Here is a 20,436-nt window from a genome sequence, read left to right on the forward strand (position 1 = left end):
GGTCAGAAGAAGACGCTGGTGGGGTTGAGCTCCTCCTCCAGAGCCGGTTCCGTCCGCCAGCCGAGGGCCACCGGCACGTCGTACAGGCGGCCCGGGCCGAGCCGTCGCCAGAAGTGCCGCATGCCGGGGACCAGCACCCGGGCGACGTTGAGCTCCAGATCCGGCCGCGTCTGGTCGAGGACGATCACCTCAAGGCCGCAGGCGGCGGCCCTGGCGACGCAGGTCTCGACGTCGGCCGCGAGGTCTGCCCCCTCGGGCAGCCGATAGTCCGCGAGCGTGCGGGCCCGCTGCGCGGGGTCGGGCAGCAGCCAGGGGTCGCTGTCGAGCGTGGTCTCCTTCCACCAGCGGAGCGTCGCGATGTCGTCGTCGTGATAGATCGTCTCGCCGTTCTCGTCCCTGCGGCGTACGGACGGGAGGAACTGGTTGACCTCGGTAAGCGTGCGCAGCGCGGCGATCCGGGGATCGAGGTGGGCGCCGAACCCCACGATGATGTCCTGCACCGGGTGGTCGAGCCGATGGGAGACACCGGCGAAGGCCGGGACGCCGAGGTCGCTGGTCAGGTCGAGCAGCCACAGGCTCCGGCCCATGTCGGCGTAGAACTCGCGCAGCGTGTCAACGTACGGGTCGTTGAGCGAGTCGAGGTCGAAGGCGGGCCGCCGGACCCGGTTGTACCACCACAGCGCGACCGCGTCCCGCTCCACGACCTCGCAGAACCCCTGGAGGATCGCCTCCTCCAGCGTGTTGCCCGAGGCGCTGCCGTTGGAGTCGCCGACGCAGTAGAAGTGGCGTTCGAGGTCGGGATGGCCATACCAGGCGTAGCCGGCGGGGACCAGCCGCTCCTCGTCGGCGGTCAGCGACCAGGCCCGCGACCAGTCGAGCGGCAGGTCCGTACGGAACCTCTCGGGCACCAGGTGCAGCCGGTGGGACGGGTCGCTGTTCCAGGCGTCCCTGTCGCCGTACTGCTTGTCGGAGAACAGCAGCAGGTCGGCCGGGTGCACCGCGAGACCCTCGTCGAGGTCGGCGTAGGCCGCCTTGATCACCGGCTCCTCGCCGCGCCACACGCCCGAGTAACGCTCGATCGCCTCGCACACGGCGCTGACCTTGGCCTGGATCTCGGTGCGGCCCTTGCCGCCGCTCTGCCCGCGCAGGTTGCGGCGCAGCAGGTCCATGTTGTCGCCCAGCATGGCGAAGTTGTGACCGGCGGTGAAGCTGTAGGTCACGCCGTTGTCCTCGTCGGCCCACGGCCGCAGCCGGGTGACCGCGCCCAGGTAGGGGCTGATGTGCCGCTCCAGCCGGGCGTACGTCGCCGAGGGCTGCTCGACCCGGTAGCCGCCGTCGGTCGCGTGGCGGGCGGTCCGCGCGGCCAGCGCCACCTTCGGCTCGCGGTCGCGGATCAGCGAGGGGTCGCCGCACGACGGGCACTGCGGCAGCCGGACGAGCTGGTGCTCGGCGCTGGTGAGCGTGCGCAGGTCGAGCGTGATCATCTTGCCCTGGAGGGTCGAGGGCCTGCCGGTGGCCGCCGTACGGGCGAGCTCGGCCGCGAGCAGCCCGCCCACCGCCGCCGCACCGCCCGGCAGGGCCTCGCGGACCGGATGCGTCGGCCGCCCGTCGCCCCGCTTGCCCGCGAGATAGCGCTCGACCTGCCGGTTGCCCTCGATCCGCTGGGACATGCAGGCCCAGCAGCCCGTCTCCCCCGGCTGGAACAGCGGCCCCAGCCAGGCCACGGTGCCGGCCGGCCTCACCAGCACCCAGGGCCGCCCGGCCGCCAGGCACTCGGCGTTGAGCTCCGCCAGGCCCGGGTCGAGGTAGTCGTGGACCACCGCCACGACCGGGCCGTCGCCGTCCGGGGCGGTGCGCAGCCCGTGCTCGTGCAGAAGCGCCTCGATCGGGCGGGGGTCGACGCCCTCGCCCGCGAACAGCCGGAAGGACGTCCGCTCCAGGGCCGCGACGACGGCCGCGGGGTCGATGCCCTGCGCGTCCCAGAAGGCGAGCACCGGATCGGCCAGGGGCGGCCTGCCCTCGGTCAGATGGCCGGCGGCCTCATAACGCCGTACGGCGAGCACCGCCTGGGCCGGGGACAGCTCACCGGCGAGGGCCTGGACGATGTCCATCACCGTGTGCCGGCCGTCGAGATAGGGGAGGACGCGGCCCGAGCCCGCGCCGCGTACGAGATAGTGCTGGCCTTCCGCCAATAGGAAGACTTTCGCGTCGTCGAGGACTTCGGTGGTGAAGTGCGCCTTGAGCCGTGGCCGTTCCATGCCCTCCGCCATTCACTCCGCGATTAGCCGATGAGCGGAGAATTCCATTGACTTGTGGAAAAAGTAAAGACGTATTTGTCGGTTCACGGACGCATACGTACAACCGGCGCGCACAAAGCGCGATCCGGACCTGTGCGTACGATGATGCGTATCGCCGGCGGCACGGCGGAATACGTATGTGCACCACCCCTCAGGGCCGCGCCCGCCGACCTGCCGCTATGATTCGGCCGCCCGGATTGCCTACGCCATAGGGGTTTTGACACAGTGGGGCGGAAATCCCCATCCGATTGACCGGAAATCCTGACGCCATGTCACTTAAGCGGTCAGTATCATTATGTTTACTAGTCGCGATTTCAAGTATTGACAACCCGCTGGCCCTGTCCGGCATGATCCCTATGTCGAGAAAAATCAGTACATGGTCCGGGGGTAGGGATGGCCTCAGGGCGACCGGTACTACTGCACCGAGACAAGGAGCTAGGGGTCGTCGACGAGGTGCTGGCCGGGCTTCAAGAAGGAAGACCGGCCGTACTGGTCATTCAGGGCACGCGAGGGATCGGGAAGACCCGGCTGCTGCACGCGGCACTGGCGCGCAGGCCGGGCGGCGTCGTGCTGAGCGCCCGCGGCCACACCGACGAGCGCTCCTTCGCGTTCGGCATCGTCCGGCAGCTGTTCGACCCGATGATGAGCGGCTCGGGACGGGCCGAGCCCGGCGCCCCCGCCGCCGTCCTCGACGGCGGTGCGCGCGCGCCGGCGCTGACGGCGGTGCCGTACGACGGGAGCGCGCCCGCCGTGCCCGCCACGCTGCTCGACGACCTCTATCGGGCCACCCGCTCGCTGACCGCGGGACAGCCGCTGATCATCGCGGTCGACGACCTCAACCACGCCGACCCGCAGTCGGCGCAGTGGTGCTCCTACATCGCCAGGCGGCTCGACGGCCTGCCCATCGCGATGATCCTGACCTGCGACGTGGAGGACCGCACCGGCGGCGACGCGGTACGCGACATCCTGGCGTTGCCGTACGCGCGCTCGCTGCGGCCCTCGGCGCTGTGCCGCAGATGCGCCGCCACGCTCCTGGAGTCGGCGCTCGGCGCCCCGGTGGACGACGAGATCGTCGCCGCCTGTCACCGCCTGACCAAGGGAAACCCGCTGCTCCTGCTGGAGACGGCCGGACGGCTGGCCGCCGCCGACGTCCTGCCCCAGCGGTCCGAGCTGCCCCGGGTGATGCGGATCGGCGCGACGGCCCTGTCGGAGACCGTCCTGGAATGGCTCAGCGGCCGATATCCGTCCCTGCTCGCCCTGCTGCAGAGCCTGGCCATCATCGCGCCGTACGCCGGGCTTGAGACGGCGGCGATGCTGGCCGGCTACGGCGCGGTCGCGGCCGAGGAGGCGGGCCACGCGCTCGCGGGGGCGGGCCTGCTCGAGGGCAGCCCGCCGCAACGGTTCACGCACGACCTCGTCCAGTCGACGATCCTCGCCCGCATGGACCCCCGGACGCGCGACGAGATGCACCGGCGGGCCGCCTCGCTGCTGCACCGCCTCGGCTCGCCCCCCAAACGGTCGGCCCGGCACCTGCTGTCGGCCAGCCCCACCGGCGACCCGTGGGCCGTGTCGGTGCTGCGCGAGGCGGCGCGGGAGGCGGTCTCCGAGAACGCCTGGGAGGACGCGACCCGCTATCTCCACCGCGCGCTCGCCACGGCCAAGGACCACACCGTCCTCCAGGTGACGGCCGAGCTGGGCGCCGTCGAGGTGCACCTCGACATCCCCGCCTGCCTGCGGCACCTGCGCACCGTGACCGCGCTCGCCGGCGACGCCGGTGAGCGGGCGGACTCCCTGGCGCCCTTCGCCACCGCCCTGCTCACGCTCAACTCCTCCGAGGCCGCCGCCGCCTTCTGCGACATCGCCCGGGGCTTCGACGAGGACCCGCCCGGCGGGCTCCCCGACCGCGAGGTGCTGCTGCGGCTCAGCGCGCAGGCGCTGCTGACCGGCCAGTCGTACGGCTCGCGCGCGGCGATGCGGCAGCTCAACGCCGAGCCCGGCGCCGCCACCAGTGCGGGAGCGCAGGACTACCTCGCCTCCGCCGCGCTGTCCGGCGCGGCCAGGGGCAGGAACCGCGGCCGCACGCTGGCCCTGGCCCGGCGCTGCCTCGACGGTGGCGGCTCGATCCCGCCGACGCTGGTCATGGCGCTGGTGTGGGCGGGCCGCGTGGACGAGGCGGCGTACTGGTCGGAACAGGTGGCCGCCGAGGCGCGAGCGCGCGCCTCGATGACCGGGCAGGCCCTCGCCGTCACACTGCAGTCGGACATCGCCTACCGCAGAGGCGAGCTGCGCGCGTCACTGGCGCACGCCCGCGAGGCCGTCCACTTCGCCCGCGGCTCGCACGCCTCCGGGCTGCACGTCGCCGCCGTGTCGTGCATGGCCCGTGTGCACCTCGAACGCGACGAACTCGACGTCGCCCACGCGTTGTTCGACGAGGTCACCACACGCGAACCGGTGCACCCCCTGCTGCAGGCGGCCCTGCTTGAGACCCAGGGCCGCGTGGCGATCGCCAGGGGCGACGTACGCGAGGGACTGCCGGCCCTGCTGGAGGCCGGGCGGCAGCTCCTGTCGGCGGGGGTGGTCAACCCGGCGTGCGCGGGCTGGCGCGGCCAGGCTGCCCTCGCCTACCTGCGGATCGGCCAGCGCGGGCCGGCCCACCGCCTGGCCGAGGAGGAGCTCGAACTCGCCCGGGCCTGGGGCGCTCCCGACTGCGTCGGCCGCGCGCTGAGCACCGCGAGCACGACCACCGAGGGCACCCGCCGCCTCGACCTGCTCAGCGAGGCGCTGTCGGTGCTCGACGGGCCCGGCGGCATCGAACGCATCCGGGCGATGGTGCGCCTGGGCATCGCCCTCCGGGCCGCCGGGGAGACACGCCGCGCCCACGACACCCTCAGCGAGGCGTACGACCTGGCCGACGGCTGCGGCGCCGTACGGCTCGCCGCGCTCGCCGAGCGCAACCTCGCCACGATCGGCAGCCGGGCCCGCGGCGCGCAGTCCGACGGCCCGTCACCCCTGACCGCCGGGGAGATGCGGGTCACCGACCTGGTCCTGCGCGGCATGAGCAACCTCCAGGTCGCGAACGAGCTGTCCATCAGCAAGCGGACCGTGGACACTCATCTCGCCCGCATCTACCGCAAGCTCGGCATCCACACCCGCGCCGAGCTCGCGGAGGTCGTCAGACGGCTCCGCGAACACCCGGCCGAGCCTCGCCCCGCCCCTGGTCACGGCCACGTCCACGGCCCCGACCAGGAGGAATGGCCCGACCAGGACGCTTAGGCCACGGGTCTCGGATAGGACGCCTGGCGGACGTGTCCACAAGCCTTGAGTACGTCGGTCACCGCACCGGAAGTCCTCGGTGATGCCTGGCGGACAGGTCGGCGGACCTTGAGCAAGTCGGTCACTGCGCCGCAAGGAAACTCCGGTCCTCGCGAAACCCGCTTCGCTGGGCCTTCGCTGCGGTCCTCGTTCCCTTCCGCTCCGCTCCCTCCACCCCCAGTGAACATTGGCGGACAACGCACCAAGACCCTGCCGGCACCGATCGCCCGGCCAGGAGGCGTAGGGCCCGGGCTGCGGCGGTGAACCACCTGGGCTATGACCGGGCTTCGTAGGCCTCGACGAGGGTCTTCGGCGCGGTCAGGCACCATGCCTCGGTCACCAGCTCGAACAGCTCGTCAGCGTCGATCTTGGCCAGATGGACCACGACCCAGCCGAAACGCCCGGCGGTGAACTGCGGCTCGAACACCTCGGGCCGCTCGGCCACTAGCGCGATCTGCTCCTCGATCGTCGCCTTGAGGCCCACCGTCTCGGTGCGCTCCCACAGGTAGCCGAAGCCCTTGCCGCGCACCTTGAACGACACCCAGTCGCCGCCCTCACCCTGGCTGACCTCGGGCAACCGGCCCAGCATGGAGAGGAACTCCTCGACGCTCACACCCATGCGCCCAGTCGTACCAGAGCCCACCGACATTTAGCCTCGCGGCAGCGATCCTTCACCCGAGGGTCGCTTGACGCGCCGTCGGCTCCGTAATAGAACACGTTTCAGAAACAGTGCGGGCAAGCGCGCGACCGGGACGACCGTCTCTATTACCACGGGCAGCCAAAACCCGATTAGGTGAGGCCATGGAAATCAACCTCGTCGACATGGACCGCTACGCGCGCAGCGGGGTGCCGCACGACCAGCTCCGCTGGCTGAGGGACAACGCGCCCGTCTACCGGCACGAGGGAGAAGGCGACTGGCCCGGATTCTGGGCGGTCACCAAGCACGCGGACGTCGTCCACGTCTCCCGTCACTCCGACCTCTTCTCCTCCGCGCGGAAACTGGCCCTGTTCGACGAGATGCCCGAGGAGCAGCGCCAGTTCCAGCGGCTGATGATGCTCAACCAGGACCCGCCCGACCACACCCGGCGCCGCTCGCTGGTCAACCGCGGCTTCACCCCGCGCCAGATCGGGCGGCTGGAGGAGCACATCAGGGACATCTGCCACGCCCTGGTGGACGAGGTGCAGGGCAAGCCCGAGGTCGACTTCGTGCGGGACATCGCCGCGCCGCTCCCGCTGTACGTGATCTGCGAGCTGCTCGGCGCGCCGGTCGAGGACCGGGACAAGATCTTCGAGTGGTCCAACCGCATGATCGGCAGCGACGATCCCGACTACGCCGGCAGCCCCGAGGAGGGGCAGGCCGCCGCCTTCGAGGTCTACTCGTACGCCCACACGCTGGCCGCGGCGCGCAGGCAGGAGCCGCGCGACGACATCGTCACCAGGCTCCTGCAGCCCGACGAGAACGGGCAGACGCTGACCGAGGACGAGTTCGACCTGTTCGTCCTGCTGCTCATCGTGGCGGGCAACGAGACCACGCGGAACGCGGCGTCCGGAGGCATGCTGACCCTCTTCGAGCACCCGGACCAGTGGAAGCGCCTGGTGGACGACCCTTCTCTCGCGAGGACGGCCGCCGACGAGATCGTCCGGTGGGTGTCCCCGGTCAACCTGTTCCGGCGTACGGCCACGGCGGACACCGAGATCCGCGGCCGGAAGATCGCCGAGGGCGACAAGGTGGTGGTCTTCTACGCGTCGGCCAACCGGGACGAGGAGGTCTTCGAGCGGCCCGAGGAGTTCGACATCGGCCGCGACCCCAACCCGCAGATCGGCTTCGGCGGCGGCGGGGCGCACTTCTGCCTCGGCAACCACCTGGCCAAGCTGGAGCTTCGGGTGCTGTTCGAGGTGCTGGCCGAGCGCCTGCCCGGAATCCGGCAGACCGGCGAGGCCACCCGGCTGAGGTCCTACTTCATCAACGGCATCAAGACGCTGCCCGTCGCCCTCGGCTGACCGGCAGCGTCGGCAGCGTCGGCAGCGTCGGCAGCGGAGTCAGGGGCAGGCGCGGCCGGGCCTGCGCCGTGCCCCGCCCGCCGGTGGTGCGGGACGAGTGCCCGCCGCGTCTGTCGGCGGGTGACTCCACAAGGCCGCCAGCCCGTGAATCCGCGGAACCGCCCGCCAATGAGTCGGCAGGACCGCTGGCGGGTGTAGCCGCGGGGCGGGGCTCCGGCTCCGCCGTCGGGTAGCGCGACAGCAGCGGGGACTCCCCGAGCGCCAGGGCGACGCCGCCGAGCGCGCCCGCGACGTCGCCGAGCGCCGCCCGGCGCAGGGTCAGCCGATGGCGCGAGATCGGCACCGCCCCCGCGTCCAGGGCCTTCCGCACGGGCTCCAGGAGCGGGGCGCCGAGCTCGGCCAGCTCGCCACCGATGACGATCACCCTGGGCCCGATCGCGTTGGACAGCGTGGCGAGCACCCGCCCGATCTGGCCGCCCACCTCGGACAGCAGACCGAGGGCGATCGGGTCGCGCGCCTCCACGGCGGTCCTCAGCGCGGGCAGGTCGTCGCCCCTGCCGCCCCTGGCGCGGTACGCGTCGAGCACCGCCCTGATCGAGGCCACGGTCTCCAGGCATCCCGTGCCGCCGCACTCGCAGGGCCTCCCGGCCGGGTCCACCGGAACGTGCCCGATCTCCCCCGACACTCCGTCGGCCCCGCGGTGCAGCACTCCTCCGGCCACCACGCCGCCGCCGACGCCGTACGACAGCCGCAGATAGAGCGCGTCCTGGTCACCGGCCGCCGCGCCCCACGTCGATTCGGCGAGCGCCGCGAGCCTGGTGTTGTTGTCCAGCAGCACCGGCCCGCCGAAGCGCTCCCCGAGCAGGGCCGCGACGCCGGACAGGGCGCCGTCCCGCGCTCCGTCCCCGGCCAGGGGGCCCACGACGCCCACGCCGACGCCCTTGAGCGCCATGCGCCACAACCCGCCGCCGAGCAGCCCGCGGACGAGGCGCTCGGCGAGCGCCACCCGGTCGGGCCACGGCAGGCCGGGCGCGTGCGCCTCCCCCGCCGTGCCCACGATCTCGTACGTCACGCCGACGGCGGCAACGTGCACCGCGCGGCGGGAGAAGTCGATGCCGAGGGCCTGTCCGGCCGCGGGGTTGAGTGCCAGCCGCTCGGCGGGACGGCCCCGGCCGCGCGGCGCCTCGTCCGGCGTCGCGGTGACCACCGCACCCGCGGCCAGCAGCCCGCTGAGCGTGTCGTGCAGGGTCGTCCGCGACAGGCCGCACCGCCGGCTGAGCTCGCCCCGGTTGAGCGGGCCGTACGCGCGCAGCAGGCCCAGCACGGCCTGCTCGTGCCCGCGTCGCGCCGGCGGCACGACCTCTGGCGTGATTTGCCGCATGCCCAAAGCATGCACAATTGGTAGGTTTTATGTCAATTTGAGGTCCATGGCGGCTCGTGCTGGTCACGACGATCACTACGGACGAGGCGCCGCGCGAGGCGGAGTGGCGGGCGGTCGCCCGGCACTGCCCGGCACGTGCCCGGTGACCACGACGTCCTGCGGTCCGCTCAACGGACCGGGGAATTGCGCTCGCGCATATGAGTAGGGGGATACTCAGGCGAGCCGGCCGCGATTCTTCGCACCATTTCTCGAGAAGCCCATCATTCGGGAAGCCCATCATTCGGGAAGCCCATCATTCGGGAAGCCCGTCATTCGGGAAGCCCATCATTCGGGAAGCCCGTCCCCGTTCCTCTCGGACAACCTCGACTCGCTCCGGAGACGATGATGCCGGTACGCCTGATCGCGGCCCTCGCCCTGGCCGTCGCCGCGTTCTGGGCCACCCCGGCGCAGGCCGCGAAATGCCCGCCCCCGCCCAACGTGATCGGTCAGACGTACGAGCAGGCGTACGAGACGCTCCACAACCATTTCGGCTATGGGATCGTGACCGTGCCCGATCCCGTTCCTCCCGGGACGAGTTACGTGAGCGGCGCGGAGACGCTGTCGTGCATCGAGTTCAAAATCACGGGGGTCCGCGTTTACCTGGAAGGGCAGGTGCCCGACCTGACCGGGATGACGCTGACCACGGCCACCGCCGAAGCGGAGAAGGCCGGGTTCGGCGTGACCACCGGGCAGCCGGAGGCCACCGGCGAGTGGAAGGTCGCCGAGCAGACTCCCGCGCCCGGCGGGCGGCTCGCCTACGGGCAGGCCGTCAGCCTGCTACTCGACGGCTCCACCGAGGTGCCGTACCTCATCGGCCGTACGGTCGAGGAGGCACGGCAGATGGCGGCGGACCGGGGGCTGACGCTCGGCGGAGCGGACGACGCGCGCGACGACCAGATCGTCGAGGACCAGAGCCCTCCAGGCGGAGGCGAGCTGACCATCGGCGATGCCATCTACGTCGTCCTGAGCGAAGCGTCCCTCGTGAGCCCAGCGGTGAGCCCGCCTGCGAGTCCGCCTGTGAGTCCACCGGCGAGCCCGGAGGACAGCCCCTCACCGAGTCCAGCGGAGTCGCCGCGGCCGGAGGAGTCGCCCGAGGAGAGCCCTGAGGCGGTGCCGACCGAGCTCTCCCGCAAGGAGACGGGCTCCGGCTTCGATGTGCCGCCGGGGCTCGCCCTCGTCGCGGTCGCCGCCGCACTCCTCGGCCTCGCCGGGTGGAAGGCCCGGGGCGGCCGGCGCGCGCCCGACCGGGACCAGGACCGCCGCCGGGCGGTGCGTCTCGTCTCCCGCGCCGACCCGTCCCCGAGCGTGCGGATCCACGAGAGCCGCGGCCCCCGCCCGGCCGTACGTCTTCACGTCGTCCCCGACCCGGGGCGGCAGGAGATCCGGGAAGGCCTGTCATGAACCTGACCATCAACCCGAATCCGGGCACGGCCGCCCTCGCGCTTTACGACAGCGCGCGCGGCGCGGTGGCGGCGGCACGCGTCGTCCGCGACCCCCAGGTGATGAGCACGATCTGCCGCGACGCCCCGGCCCTCGCCGGGCAACTCGTCGCCCAGCTGCCCGAGGCCGGCGCCGGCCTGCTCCACGGGATCACCCTCGGGACGGTCCTGGCGGCCGGGTGGCAGAAATCCCGCGAGCTGCGGGCCGCCGCGGTGCGCAGTCACGAGGACGGCCGCCGGGGGAAGATCGAACCGGTCTCCCTGGCCACGCACTCGATCACCTCGGAGCACCGCCCGTACGTCGAGGTCTACGCCGACGAGCGCAAGGTGTTCACGATCACGTTCTCCGTCGACCTGACGTTCACGATCGGGCTGCTGAGCGCGGCGATCCGCGACGGGCGGCTGGTGACTCTCCGTCCCGGCGGGGACTGCGAGGTCGCGGTGAGCTGGGGAGTGGACGGATTCAAGATCGGCGAGAGCAAGGTGCCGATCCGCATCCCATCCGTCGCCGTTCCCCTCGGCGCCGGAATCCTGCTGGCCCGGCCACCCTCCTGAGCAGGCCGGCCCAGCGTGGCCGGACGAGCGTGCGGGAGATCTTGACACCGCCTGTCAGGCGGCTCACGATGCGCTGGAACCACCCTTCCCGCCCCATCTTCCCGCATCGCGGGTGTGCGTCCCGAAGGGGAATCCATGCGCTCTTCCCGCACGTCGTCCGCCGCGGCTCCTGGTCGCCCGGAGAGCCGCCGGTGAGCGCCGGCTCAGAGGTTGACGATGTCGACGCCGGCGATCTCCGAGGTGTGCGCGTCGCACTGCGCGGCCGACACGCCGCTGCCGTAGACGATCGATCCCCTGGCGTAGTAAAGGCTGCCGTTCCTGAAGCGCGAGCAGGTGAGCTGGAGCTGCCACCCCGACTGGGTGGGGTTCCAGCAGTCGGCGGCCACGCGCCCGATGGACAGGTTGTAGCTGAACTGGCAGTTGGCCGGGTTCACGGCGGCCTGGGCGGGTCCGGCGGTCACCGTGAGGACGCTCATCGCGCCGATGGCGACGGCGGCGGCACCGGCACGTGCGCGGAGGACACTGAACATGGTCACCTCTCCGTGTTCGATGTGATCCGAACGTATCCGCGCTCGTCCCCGGCGGAGTCTCAACCGGGTCTCAACCCCCTCGACCCCGCCCGGTGCGTCGTCAGGGCGCTGGACGAGGCGGACGGCGGGCCCGGGGCGGCGATCGTCAACGTGGTGGGCCCGCTCGGGGTCGGCAAGAGCCGGCTGCTCGCGACGCTGGCGTACGACTTCGTGGACCTCGACCGCACACCGGCAGGGGGGCGCGGGCCGCTCGCCATCGACGGGGTCGACACCGACCACCGGGCGGCCGCGGCGGCGCGTTTCGTCGACCGCACCGGGCACGGCCGGTTCGTGATCGCCGGTCGGCTGCCCCTGGCCACGCGGCCCGGATGGGCGCACCGGCCGCTCGTCACCGTCGAGCTCGGGCCGTGGCCGCCCGCCGGCATCCGCGCGCTGGCCGCCGCGCTCGGCGTGACCGGCCCGGCGCACGCCGGCCTCGTCGTACGGCTCAGCGGCGGGATCCCGCTCGTCACCGACTCGCTGTGCCGGGCGATCCGCAGGGACGCCGAACCGGAGCCGCCGGAGGGCGCGCTGGCCGACGCGGCCGCCACCGAGGTGCTGCGCCGCCTGGGCGCGGAGTCCCGGGGCATCCCTCCCGAGGCGCTGCCGATCGTGGCCGCCGTCGACGGGGCGGACGAGGATCTCCTCACCGCCCTGATCGGGCTGCGGCCCAAGGCCTTCACGCGGCTGAGACGGCTGAGCGTGATCCGCCCTGATCGTCACGGGCTGACCGTCGCCGAGCCCTACCGCACGCTCTTCGATCTCGCCTATCGCTGGCGTCATCCGGTCCGCCGCGACGAGCTGGCCGCCCGGGCCGCCGAGCATCGGCACCGCCAGCTGGCCCGCACCGCCGATCCGCCGCTGCGGGCCCGGCTCGCCGACCAGGTCCTCTATCTGTCGGGGAGCCGGCGCGCGCGCCGCGACCTGTACGCCGACGAGCGCGCCGAGTTCTCCGTCCGGCGCGCCGTGGACGGCGACGACGAGGCGATCGGCCGCCTGATGCGGTTGTGGGGCGAGCACGAGGGGCTGGCGGAACGCCAGGTCGAGCGGATGCGCGAGCTGTGGCTCTCCGGCGCCGACCACGGTTTCCATCTCGCGGTGGACACCGACGATCACCCGGTGGGCATGGTCAACCTCACGCCGCTGGATCCCGTCGGCGCACCGGCGCTGGAGCCGCTGCTCCAGCAGCACGCGGACACGCTGCTGGACCTCGGAGGATCGGTCGTCGGCATGATGGCGGTCGAGCCGCGGGCCGCCCGGGCCCAGGCCGCGCTCGTCCGCCACATCCTCACCACGGGAATCGCCGGCGGGCGGCTCGTCGTGTCCACGCCGTGGGTCCCCTACCAGGAGATGTCGGCGCGCTTCGGCCTGCGCCGCGTGGGCGACACCCGGCACGACCTCTACCGGTGCGGCCGGCCGAGCGCCCTCTACGCCCGCACGTTCACCGGACGCAACCTGCCCGCGTGGCTGCACCGGATGCGGGACCCGTACGCCGAGGGACCGGGCCGGGCGGCCGAACTCGTCCGCACCGCGCTGCGGGACCTACGCAGGCGGGGCCGGACGGCCGCCTCAGGCCCGCAGGCGCCGGCCGTCCTCCTGCGGGAGGCCGTGGAGGCGCTCGCGTCGTCGGCGTCCGCCGTGGACGCCGAGGCCGGGGAGATCCTGCGCCTCTACTACCTGAGCCGCGCCGGAGGCCACGACCTGCTCGCGCACCGCCTCCACCTGTCCAGGGCCACCTATTTCCGCCGTCTGGAATACGGCATCGGCAAGGTCGCGGAGGCGGTCGGACGGGCGCTCGATCCGCCGTAGGCCCTGTCCGATCAGGCCCAGGAGGAGTCCTGCTCCGGGTCGCCGCCGTCGGCGAGCAGGCGCAGGTCGGCCTCGACCATCATCGCCACGAGCTCCTCGAACGACACCGTCGGCTCCCAGCCGAGCTGGGTGCGGGCCTTCTTCGGGTCCGCGCACAGCAGGTCGACCTCCGCCGGGCGGTGCAGGGACGCGTCGCAGACGACATGCCGCTCCCAGTCCAGCCCGGCGGCGGCGAACGCCGCCTCGACCAGCTCGCGCACCGAGTGGGTGCGCCCGGTGCCGATGACGTAGTCCTCGGGCTCGTCGGCCGACAGCATCATGTGCATGGCCCGGACGAAGTCGCCGGCGTACCCCCAGTCGCGGCGCGCCTCCAGGTTGCCCAGGCGCAGCTCCGTGGCCATGCCGAGCTTGATCCGCGCGACGCCGAGCGAGACCTTGCGGGTGACGAACTCGGCACCCCGCCGGGGCGACTCGTGGTTGAACAGGATGCCCGACACCGCGAACATCCCGTACGACTCGCGGTAGTTCTGCGTGAGGAAGTGCCCGTACGCCTTGGCCACGCCGTACGGCGACCTGGGGTGGAAGGGGGTGCGCTCGGTCTGCGGCGTCTCCCTGACCTGGCCGAACATCTCCGACGACGACGCCTGGTAGAAGCGGATCTGCCCGGCCGACGAGCCGCGCGACGCGGTGATCCCCGAGCAGACGCGGATGGCCTCCAGCACGCGCAGCACGCCCATGCCGGTCACCTCGGCGGTCAGCTCGGCCTGCTCCCACGACATGGGCACGAACGAGATGGCCCCGAGGTTGTAGACCTCGTCGGGCTGCACCTTCTCCACCGCCGAGATCAGCGACCCCTGGTCGAGCAGGTCGCCGCGGACCAGCCGTACGTCCTGGAGGAGGCGGCGCACGCGCGGGACGCGGGGGTTGGCCTGCCCGCGGACGAGGCCCCAGACCTCGTATCCCTCGCTCAGCAGGTGTTCTGCGAGATAGGAGCCGTCCTGACCGGTGATGCCGGTGATCAGCGCACGCCTGGCCAACGGATCCTCCTCGTAGCGCCCAACTTGGCCTATGAGAGGCGAATGTACCGCCCTGCCCGGCCATGCCTATAGACGCGCCACTAGAACGTGTTACACAGAATCGCGTTCGGGTAAGCTAACAGCCCAGGTCGGGCAGGGTGAGGGTCAATCGAGGACCCTTTCCACCTCACCTACCCCATCTAAGGTCAAATGGTAGTGTTCCTGGCAGCAGCCCCACGGGGGCACGGCGGGAAACCGGCTGGAAAGGGGTGCCTCTTGGCGGAGAGGCTGCGCGTCGCGCTGCTGTCCTACCGCAGCAAGCCCACCTGTGGCGGCCAGGGGGTGTACCTGCGCCATATAAGCCGCGAGCTCGTCGCCCTGGGCCACCACGTGGAGGTCTTCTCCGGCCAGCCCTACCCGGAGCTGGACGAGGGCGTGATCCTCAACAAGGTGCCGAGCCTGGACCTCTACCGCGACGAGGACCCGTTCCGCACGCCGAAGCGCGACGAATACCGCGACTGGATCGACGTGCTCGAAGTCGCCACGATGTGGACGGCCGGCTTCCCCGAGCCGCTGACGTTCAGCCTGCGGGCCTACCGCGAGCTGAAGAGGCGGCGCGGCGACTTCGACGTCGTCCAGGACAACCAGACCCTGGGCTACGGCCTGCTCGGCATCCAGCGGCTGTTCCCGGTGGTCGGCACCATCCATCACCCGATCAGCGTGGACCGGCGGATCGAGCTGAAGGCCGCCAAGGGCTGGAAGCGGCTGTCGATGCGCCGCTGGTACGGCTTCGTGCGCATGCAGAGCATCGTGGCGCCCCGGCTGAGCCCGATCCTGACCGTCAGCGAGTCGTCGCTCGCCGACATCCACCGCGACTTCAACGTGCCGCAGTCGAACATGCGGCTGATCCCGCTCGGCGTGGACACCCGGTTCTTCCACCCCCGGCCCGAGCTGCCGAAGCGGCCGAACTCGATCGTGGCCGTGGCCAGCGCCGACTCGCCCATGAAGGGCGTGGCGACCCTGCTGCGGGCGGTCGCCAAGCTCGCCACCGAGCGCGAGGTCGACCTCACCGTGGTGAGCAGGCCCACCCCCGGAGGCCCCACAGAACAGCTCGTCAACGAGCTGTCGCTGCACGACCGCGTGCGGTTCGTGCACGGCATCCCTGACGAGGAGCTGGCCGAGCTGATCGCCACCTCCGAGGTCGCGGTGGTCCCCTCGCTCTACGAGGGGTTCTCGCTGCCGGCCGTCGAGCACATGGCGTGCGGCACCCCGCTGGTCGCCTCCCGTACGGGCGCCCTGCCCGAGGTGGTCGGCGACGCGGCCGTACAGGTGACCCCGGGCGACCCCGAGGAGCTGGCCGCCGTGCTGCGCCGCCTGCTCGACTCCCCCGAGGAACGCGCGGAGTTCGGCCGGCGCGGCTACGACCGCGTGATGGAGCGGTACGCCTGGCCGGTCGTCGCCCAGCGCACGGTCGAGGCCTACCACGAGGCCATCGCGGCACGGCGCCTGTCCCGATGAGCGTCTCCCGCTAGGCGTCCCCCGATGAACGTCCCCCGGTGACTCCCCAGACCCCACGAAAGGCAGGCACCGAGTGCTGACCGTCGACTTCAACCGGCTGCCCGTCGGACCGGGCGACCGCGTCCTCGACCTCGGGGCCGGCGGTGGCCGGCACGCCTTCGAGGTGCTGCGCCGGGGCGCCGACGTGGTCGCCTTCGACATGGACGCCGCCGAGATGGAGAACGTGGCGGCCATGTTCGCGGCGATGGACAAGGAAGGCGAGGTGCCGGCGGGCGCGACCGGGGACACCGTCGTCGGCGACGCCCTGCACATGCCGTTCCCCGACGCGTCGTTCGACCGCGTCATCGCCGCCGAGGTGCTGGAGCACATCCCCGACGACATGGCCGCGATGCGCGAGATCGTCCGCGTGCTGAAGCCGGGCGGCCGGGCCGCGATCACGGTCCCGAGCTTCCTGCCGGAGCGGATCTGCTGGGCCCTGTCGGAGGACTACCACACCGCCCCCGGCGGACATATCCGGATTTATACGTTGGCGGAGCTCCAGGCGAAGCTGAAGTCCTCCGGGCTCGAGGTCGGCGGCCACCACTACGCCCACGGCCTGCACTCGCCGTACTGGTGGATCAAGTGCGCGGTCGGGGTCAATGACGACGACCACCCGCTGGCCAAGGCCTACCACGAGCTGCTCGTCTGGGACATCATGAAGCGCCCCCTCGCGACCCGGCTGGCCGAGGCCGTGCTCAACCCCCTGATCGGCAAGAGCGTCGTGGTCTACGTGCGGAAGCCCGCATGACGCGGGTGCCCGACGTTCCGGGGATCATCACCGCCGAGCAGGTCGTCCGTACGGCCGAGAGCATCGCCGCGGTCCAGGACGACCAGGGCGGCGTCCCCTGGCCCGAGGGCCACATCGACGCGTGGAACCACATCGAGTGCCTGATGGCGCTGACCGTGGCCGGGCTGCGCGACGAGGCCCGCAGGGGCTACGACTGGCTCGTACGGCACCAGCGCCCGGACGGCTCCTGGCCGATGAAGGTCCGCGACGGCGAGCCGGCCGAGGCGGCCGGGGAGTCCAACCACGCGGCGTACGTCGCGGTGGGGGTCTGGCACGACCTGCTGGTGACCGGCGACGAGGACTTCGCCCGGTCGATGTGGCCGATGGTGACGCGGGCCCTCGACTTCGTCATCGGCCTGCAGACCGCGCGCGGCGAGATCCTCTGGCAGCGCGACGCCGAAGGAAGCCCGGCGGACTACGCACTGCTCACCGGGTGCTCCTCCATCCACCAGGGCCTGCGGTGCGGGGCGCTGCTCGCCGAACGGCTGGGCGACCCACAGCCCGACTGGGAGCTCGCCGCCGACCAGCTCGGCCACGTGATCGCCGGCCACCCGGAGGCGTTCGCCGACAAGAGCCGGTTCTCGATGGACTGGTACTACCCCGTGCTCGGCGGCGCCGTACGCGGGGCCGCGGCGGCACAGCGGTTCGACCTGGAGTGGGACACCTTCGTCGTACCCGGGCTCGGCGCGCGCTGCGTCTCCGACCAGCCCTGGGTCACCGGCGCGGAGTCGTGCGAGCTGGTGCTGGCGCTCGACGCGGCCGGGCTGCGGGAGCGCGCGCTGGCGGTGTTCGCCGACATGCAGCACCTGCGCCACGAGGACGGCTCCTACTGGACCGGGTGGCAGTTCGTGAACGAGCGGCACTTCCCCAACGAGCGGTCGGCCTACACGGCCGCCGCGGTGGTGCTCGCCGCGGACGCCCTCTCCCGCGCCACCCCCGGCTCGGGGATCTTCCGCGACGCCGGCGGCCGGGAGGCCCGCATCACCGGCGAGTGCGGCTGCGAGCGCGCCCGCGCCTGATCACACTCTTTCGAGCACGCGCAGCGATCCGACGACCCGCACCTCGCGGAAGTCGCCCGACTCCAGCGCGCGCAGGTAGACCCGGTAGGGCGCCTGCCCGCCGTCCGCGGGATCGGGATAGATGTCGTGGAAGACCAGCGCGCCGCCCTTCATCACGTGCGGCGCCCATCCCTCGTAGTCGGCCGTCACCGGTTCCTCCGAGTGGCCGCCGTCGATGAACAGCACGGCCAGCGGAGTGGACCAGTGGCGGGCGACCGTGGCCGACGCGCCCACGACCGCGATCACCTCGTCCTCCAGGCCGGCGGCGGCGATCGTGGCGCGGAAGAACGGCAGCGAGTCCATCCGCCCGGTCTCCGGGTCCACGAGCTCGGGGTCGTGGTGCGGCCAGCCCGGCTGGATCTCCTCCGAACCCCGGTGGTGGTCCACCGTGAAGACCACCGTGCCCGCCCGCCGCGCCCCGGCGCCCAGGTAGATCGCCGACTTGCCGCAGTAGGTGCCGATCTCGCAGATCGGTCCGCGGGAGCCGTACGCGCAGGCGGTCTCGTACAGCGCCTCGCCCTCGGCGGAGGGCATGAAACCACGCGCCTTCTCGGCGGCGCGGCGCAGGTCGTCGGGCATCGGGGTCACCATGCCCGGCACCCTATCCAACAAGCCGAATGATGTTCGGGACTGCCCCTTGTCCACCCTGATGCAACGTGTTCTACTTTGCTTCGTGAACCAGCGCGCCCGCATCGCGATGAGCGAGGAAGAGGTCGCGGAGCTCCTGCGGGACGCCCGCAAACTCCAGCTCGGCACGATCAACCCCGACGGCACGCCCCACCTGGTCACGATGTTCTACGGACTCGACGACGGCCGCGTCACGTTCTGGACGTACGCCAAGTCGCAGAAGGCCCGCAACATCGAGCGCGACCCGCGCGTGAGCTGCCTGATCGAGACCGGGGACGAGTACGCGCGGCTTCGCGGCGTGCTCGTCTACGGCAAGGCGCGGCCGATCGACGACCCGGCGGCCGTCCTGGAGGTCGGCCTGGACGTCACGCGGCGGATGACCGGCGTGCCCGTCGACGGCCCCGAGGCGCGGGCCTACGTCGAGCACACCGCGCGCAAGCGCGTGGCCTATCTGGTCGAGCCGGCCCGCGTCGTCTCCTGGGATCACCGCAAGCTCGGCGGCGAGGGCTCCGGACGACCGCGATAGGCGCAAGATCCGCGGGACAGGCCCTAACGTGAGCTCCAGCGCGATGTGACGCACAGGAGGAGGACGCGCCATGAAGATCAAGGTCGACTACGACGTGTGCGAGGCCAACGCCGTCTGCATGGGCCTGGCGCCCGAGGTCTTCGAGGTCGACGACGAGGACGACCTCCACGTGCTGCTGCCCGAGCCGCCCGCCGAACTGCTCGACCGGGTCCGCCATGCGGTCCGGTCCTGCCCCAAGGCCGCGCTGTCGCTCGAAGACGAGTGACGCGCGGCGCCCCCCTGAAAGACCAGCCTGAAAGACCGGGAGGTCCCCCATGCGCGGCGCGCTTCTCCACGCGGTCGGCGACGAAAAGCTCGACATCAGAGACGACTTCACGCTGACGCCGGTGGGCCCGGGTGACGTCCGGGTGCGGGTGAAGGCCACCGGCGTCTGCCACTCCGACCTCTCGGTCCTCAACGGCGTGCTCCCCATGCCGCTCCCGATCATCCCCGGTCACGAGGGCGCGGGCGAGGTCGTCGAGGTGGGCGACGGCGTGACCACCGTGCAGCCGGGCGACCACGTCATCATCAACTGGACGCCCGCCTGCGGCGACTGCCCGAGCTGCGTGGGCGGTCAGCCGAATCTCTGCATGACGTACATGATGAAGAGCTTCACCGAGCCGCGCTTCCTGTTCGGCGGCGACACCCCGGCGTTCGGCATGGCCGGGTGCGGCACCTGGGCCGAGGAGATCATCGTGCCGTGGCAGGGTGCGATCAAGGTCGACCCCGACGTGCCGTACGAGGCGGCGGCGCTGATCGGCTGCGGCATCACGACGGGCGTCGGCGCGGTGCTCAACACCGCGAAGGTGCGCCCGGGCGCGACCGTCGCGGTCGTCGGCTGCGGCGGCGTCGGCCTGTCGGTGATCCAGGGCGCCCGCATCTCCGGCGCGACCACGATCCTCGCGATCGACCCGCTGGAGTCCAAGCACGCGCTCGCGAAGAAGGTCGGCGCCACCCACGCCTGCACCCCCGACCAGCTCATGGACGCCATCGGCACGCTGACCGGCGGCCAGGGCTTCGACCACGGCTTCGAGGTGGTCGGCAAGTCGGCCGCCATCATGACCGCCTGGCAGGCGACGCGGCGCGGCGGCGACGTCATCGTCGTCGGCGCGGGCGCCATGGACGACATGGTGCCGCTGAGCGCCTTCAACCTGCTGTTCGAGGGCAAGAACCTCCTCAGCTCGCTGTACGGCGACGCCGACGTCCGCAGGGACTTCCCGCGCTTCGTAAACCTTTACAAGTCGGGCAAACTCGATCTCGACAGTATGATCAGCTCTCGCATCAGGATCAGCGATCTGAACGACGCGGTCGACGCCCTGCGCGGCGGCGAGGTGCTCCGGCAGATCGTGCTGTTCGACTGAGGCCACCGGCCCGCCGGAGATCTCCCCGGCGCGGGGGATATCTCCGGCGGGCCGGGGTAACCC

General features: G+C 71.9%; 17 protein-coding genes. 11 read left to right on the plus strand and 6 right to left on the minus strand.

Going from position 1 to position 20,436, the window contains the following annotated elements; genetic code table 11:
• Nucleotides 1-2 precede the first annotated feature (2 nt).
• Nucleotides 3-2,258, minus strand: coding sequence for a TOMM precursor leader peptide-binding protein (locus OHB01_RS03380; protein ID WP_168065720.1), 2,256 nt, complete (start codon nt 2,256-2,258; stop codon nt 3-5).
• Between the two features lie 432 nt (nt 2,259-2,690).
• Between OHB01_RS03380 and OHB01_RS03385 the strand changes: the two genes are divergently transcribed.
• The gene (locus OHB01_RS03385; protein WP_328854914.1) at nt 2,691-5,570 is read left to right on the plus strand and encodes an ATP-binding protein; all 2,880 of its coding nucleotides are present in this window, start codon (nt 2,691-2,693) and stop codon (nt 5,568-5,570) included.
• A gap of 313 nt (nt 5,571-5,883) precedes the next feature.
• Here the strand turns inward: OHB01_RS03385 and OHB01_RS03390 are convergent, their stop codons facing one another.
• The gene (locus OHB01_RS03390) at nt 5,884-6,228 is read right to left on the minus strand and encodes an MmcQ/YjbR family DNA-binding protein (RefSeq protein ID WP_142646270.1); all 345 of its coding nucleotides are present in this window, start codon (nt 6,226-6,228) and stop codon (nt 5,884-5,886) included.
• Nucleotides 6,229-6,410: 182 nt separating this feature from the next.
• Here OHB01_RS03390 and OHB01_RS03395 point away from each other — a divergent pair, with 182 nt between their 5' ends.
• The gene (locus tag OHB01_RS03395; RefSeq protein ID WP_142646272.1) at nt 6,411-7,610 is read left to right on the plus strand and encodes a cytochrome P450; all 1,200 of its coding nucleotides are present in this window, start codon (nt 6,411-6,413) and stop codon (nt 7,608-7,610) included.
• Here OHB01_RS03395 and OHB01_RS03400 read toward each other — a convergent pair.
• Nucleotides 7,582-8,991 (minus strand): ROK family protein, encoded by a 1,410-nt coding sequence (locus OHB01_RS03400; RefSeq protein WP_328854915.1) that lies wholly within the window; start codon nt 8,989-8,991, stop codon nt 7,582-7,584. The genes OHB01_RS03395 and OHB01_RS03400 overlap by 29 nt on opposite strands.
• 381 nt (nt 8,992-9,372) lie before the next feature.
• On the opposite strand from OHB01_RS03400, the gene OHB01_RS03405 reads away from it, so the two are divergent.
• Nucleotides 9,373-10,431 carry a PASTA domain-containing protein gene (locus OHB01_RS03405; protein WP_147942987.1) on the plus strand — a complete coding sequence of 353 codons (1,059 nt, stop codon included), beginning with the start codon at nt 9,373-9,375 and terminating at the stop codon, nt 10,429-10,431.
• Nucleotides 10,428-11,024 carry a hypothetical protein gene (locus tag OHB01_RS03410; protein WP_328854916.1) on the plus strand — a complete coding sequence of 199 codons (597 nt, stop codon included), beginning with the start codon at nt 10,428-10,430 and terminating at the stop codon, nt 11,022-11,024. The genes OHB01_RS03405 and OHB01_RS03410 overlap by 4 nt, the downstream gene beginning before the upstream one ends.
• Before the next feature lie 203 nt (nt 11,025-11,227).
• On the opposite strand, the gene OHB01_RS03415 is transcribed toward OHB01_RS03410, so the two are convergent.
• Complete coding sequence (locus OHB01_RS03415; protein WP_142646280.1) at nt 11,228-11,554, minus strand: hypothetical protein; 327 nt, start codon at nt 11,552-11,554, stop codon at nt 11,228-11,230.
• Nucleotides 11,555-11,575: 21 nt separating this feature from the next.
• On the opposite strand from OHB01_RS03415, the gene OHB01_RS03420 reads away from it, so the two are divergent.
• Nucleotides 11,576-13,402 carry a hypothetical protein gene (locus OHB01_RS03420; protein WP_328854917.1) on the plus strand — a complete coding sequence of 609 codons (1,827 nt, stop codon included), beginning with the start codon at nt 11,576-11,578 and terminating at the stop codon, nt 13,400-13,402.
• Between the two features lie 11 nt (nt 13,403-13,413).
• Here the strand turns inward: OHB01_RS03420 and OHB01_RS03425 are convergent, their stop codons facing one another.
• A complete protein-coding gene (locus tag OHB01_RS03425) occupies nt 13,414-14,439 on the minus strand; it encodes a GDP-mannose 4,6-dehydratase (protein WP_142646284.1) in 1,026 nt (341 codons plus the stop codon).
• A gap of 255 nt (nt 14,440-14,694) precedes the next feature.
• On the opposite strand from OHB01_RS03425, the gene OHB01_RS03430 reads away from it, so the two are divergent.
• The 3 genes from OHB01_RS03430 (at nt 14,695) to OHB01_RS03440 (ending at nt 17,781) form a co-directional block, all read left to right on the plus strand.
• Nucleotides 14,695-15,936 carry a glycosyltransferase family 4 protein gene (locus tag OHB01_RS03430; protein ID WP_240971098.1) on the plus strand — a complete coding sequence of 414 codons (1,242 nt, stop codon included), beginning with the start codon at nt 14,695-14,697 and terminating at the stop codon, nt 15,934-15,936.
• 73 nt (nt 15,937-16,009) lie between these two features.
• A complete protein-coding gene (locus tag OHB01_RS03435; protein WP_142646288.1) occupies nt 16,010-16,723 on the plus strand; it encodes a class I SAM-dependent methyltransferase in 714 nt (237 codons plus the stop codon).
• On the plus strand, nt 16,720-17,781 hold the full coding sequence (locus OHB01_RS03440) for a prenyltransferase (RefSeq protein WP_142646291.1): 1,062 nt from the start codon (nt 16,720-16,722) through the stop codon (nt 17,779-17,781). Before OHB01_RS03435 ends, OHB01_RS03440 begins: the two co-directional genes overlap by 4 nt.
• On the opposite strand, the gene OHB01_RS03445 is transcribed toward OHB01_RS03440, so the two are convergent.
• Complete coding sequence (locus OHB01_RS03445; protein ID WP_205829952.1) at nt 17,782-18,411, minus strand: class I SAM-dependent methyltransferase; 630 nt, start codon at nt 18,409-18,411, stop codon at nt 17,782-17,784.
• A gap of 82 nt (nt 18,412-18,493) precedes the next feature.
• Between OHB01_RS03445 and OHB01_RS03450 the strand changes: the two genes are divergently transcribed.
• From OHB01_RS03450 to OHB01_RS03460, 3 genes are all read left to right on the plus strand, one after another.
• Nucleotides 18,494-18,973 (plus strand): pyridoxamine 5'-phosphate oxidase family protein, encoded by a 480-nt coding sequence (locus tag OHB01_RS03450; RefSeq protein WP_142646293.1) that lies wholly within the window; start codon nt 18,494-18,496, stop codon nt 18,971-18,973.
• A 70-nt stretch (nt 18,974-19,043) separates the two neighbouring features.
• Entirely contained in the window at nt 19,044-19,238 is a 195-nt protein-coding gene (locus OHB01_RS03455) for a ferredoxin (protein WP_142646295.1), read from the plus strand.
• A 49-nt stretch (nt 19,239-19,287) separates the two neighbouring features.
• Nucleotides 19,288-20,373: an alcohol dehydrogenase catalytic domain-containing protein gene (locus OHB01_RS03460; RefSeq protein ID WP_142646297.1), complete on the plus strand. Its 1,086-nt coding sequence runs from the start codon at nt 19,288-19,290 to the stop codon at nt 20,371-20,373.
• The last annotated feature ends 63 nt before the right edge of the window (nt 20,374-20,436 follow it).

Source organism: Microbispora hainanensis, from assembly GCF_036186745.1.
Taxonomy (GTDB): domain Bacteria; phylum Actinomycetota; class Actinomycetes; order Streptosporangiales; family Streptosporangiaceae; genus Microbispora.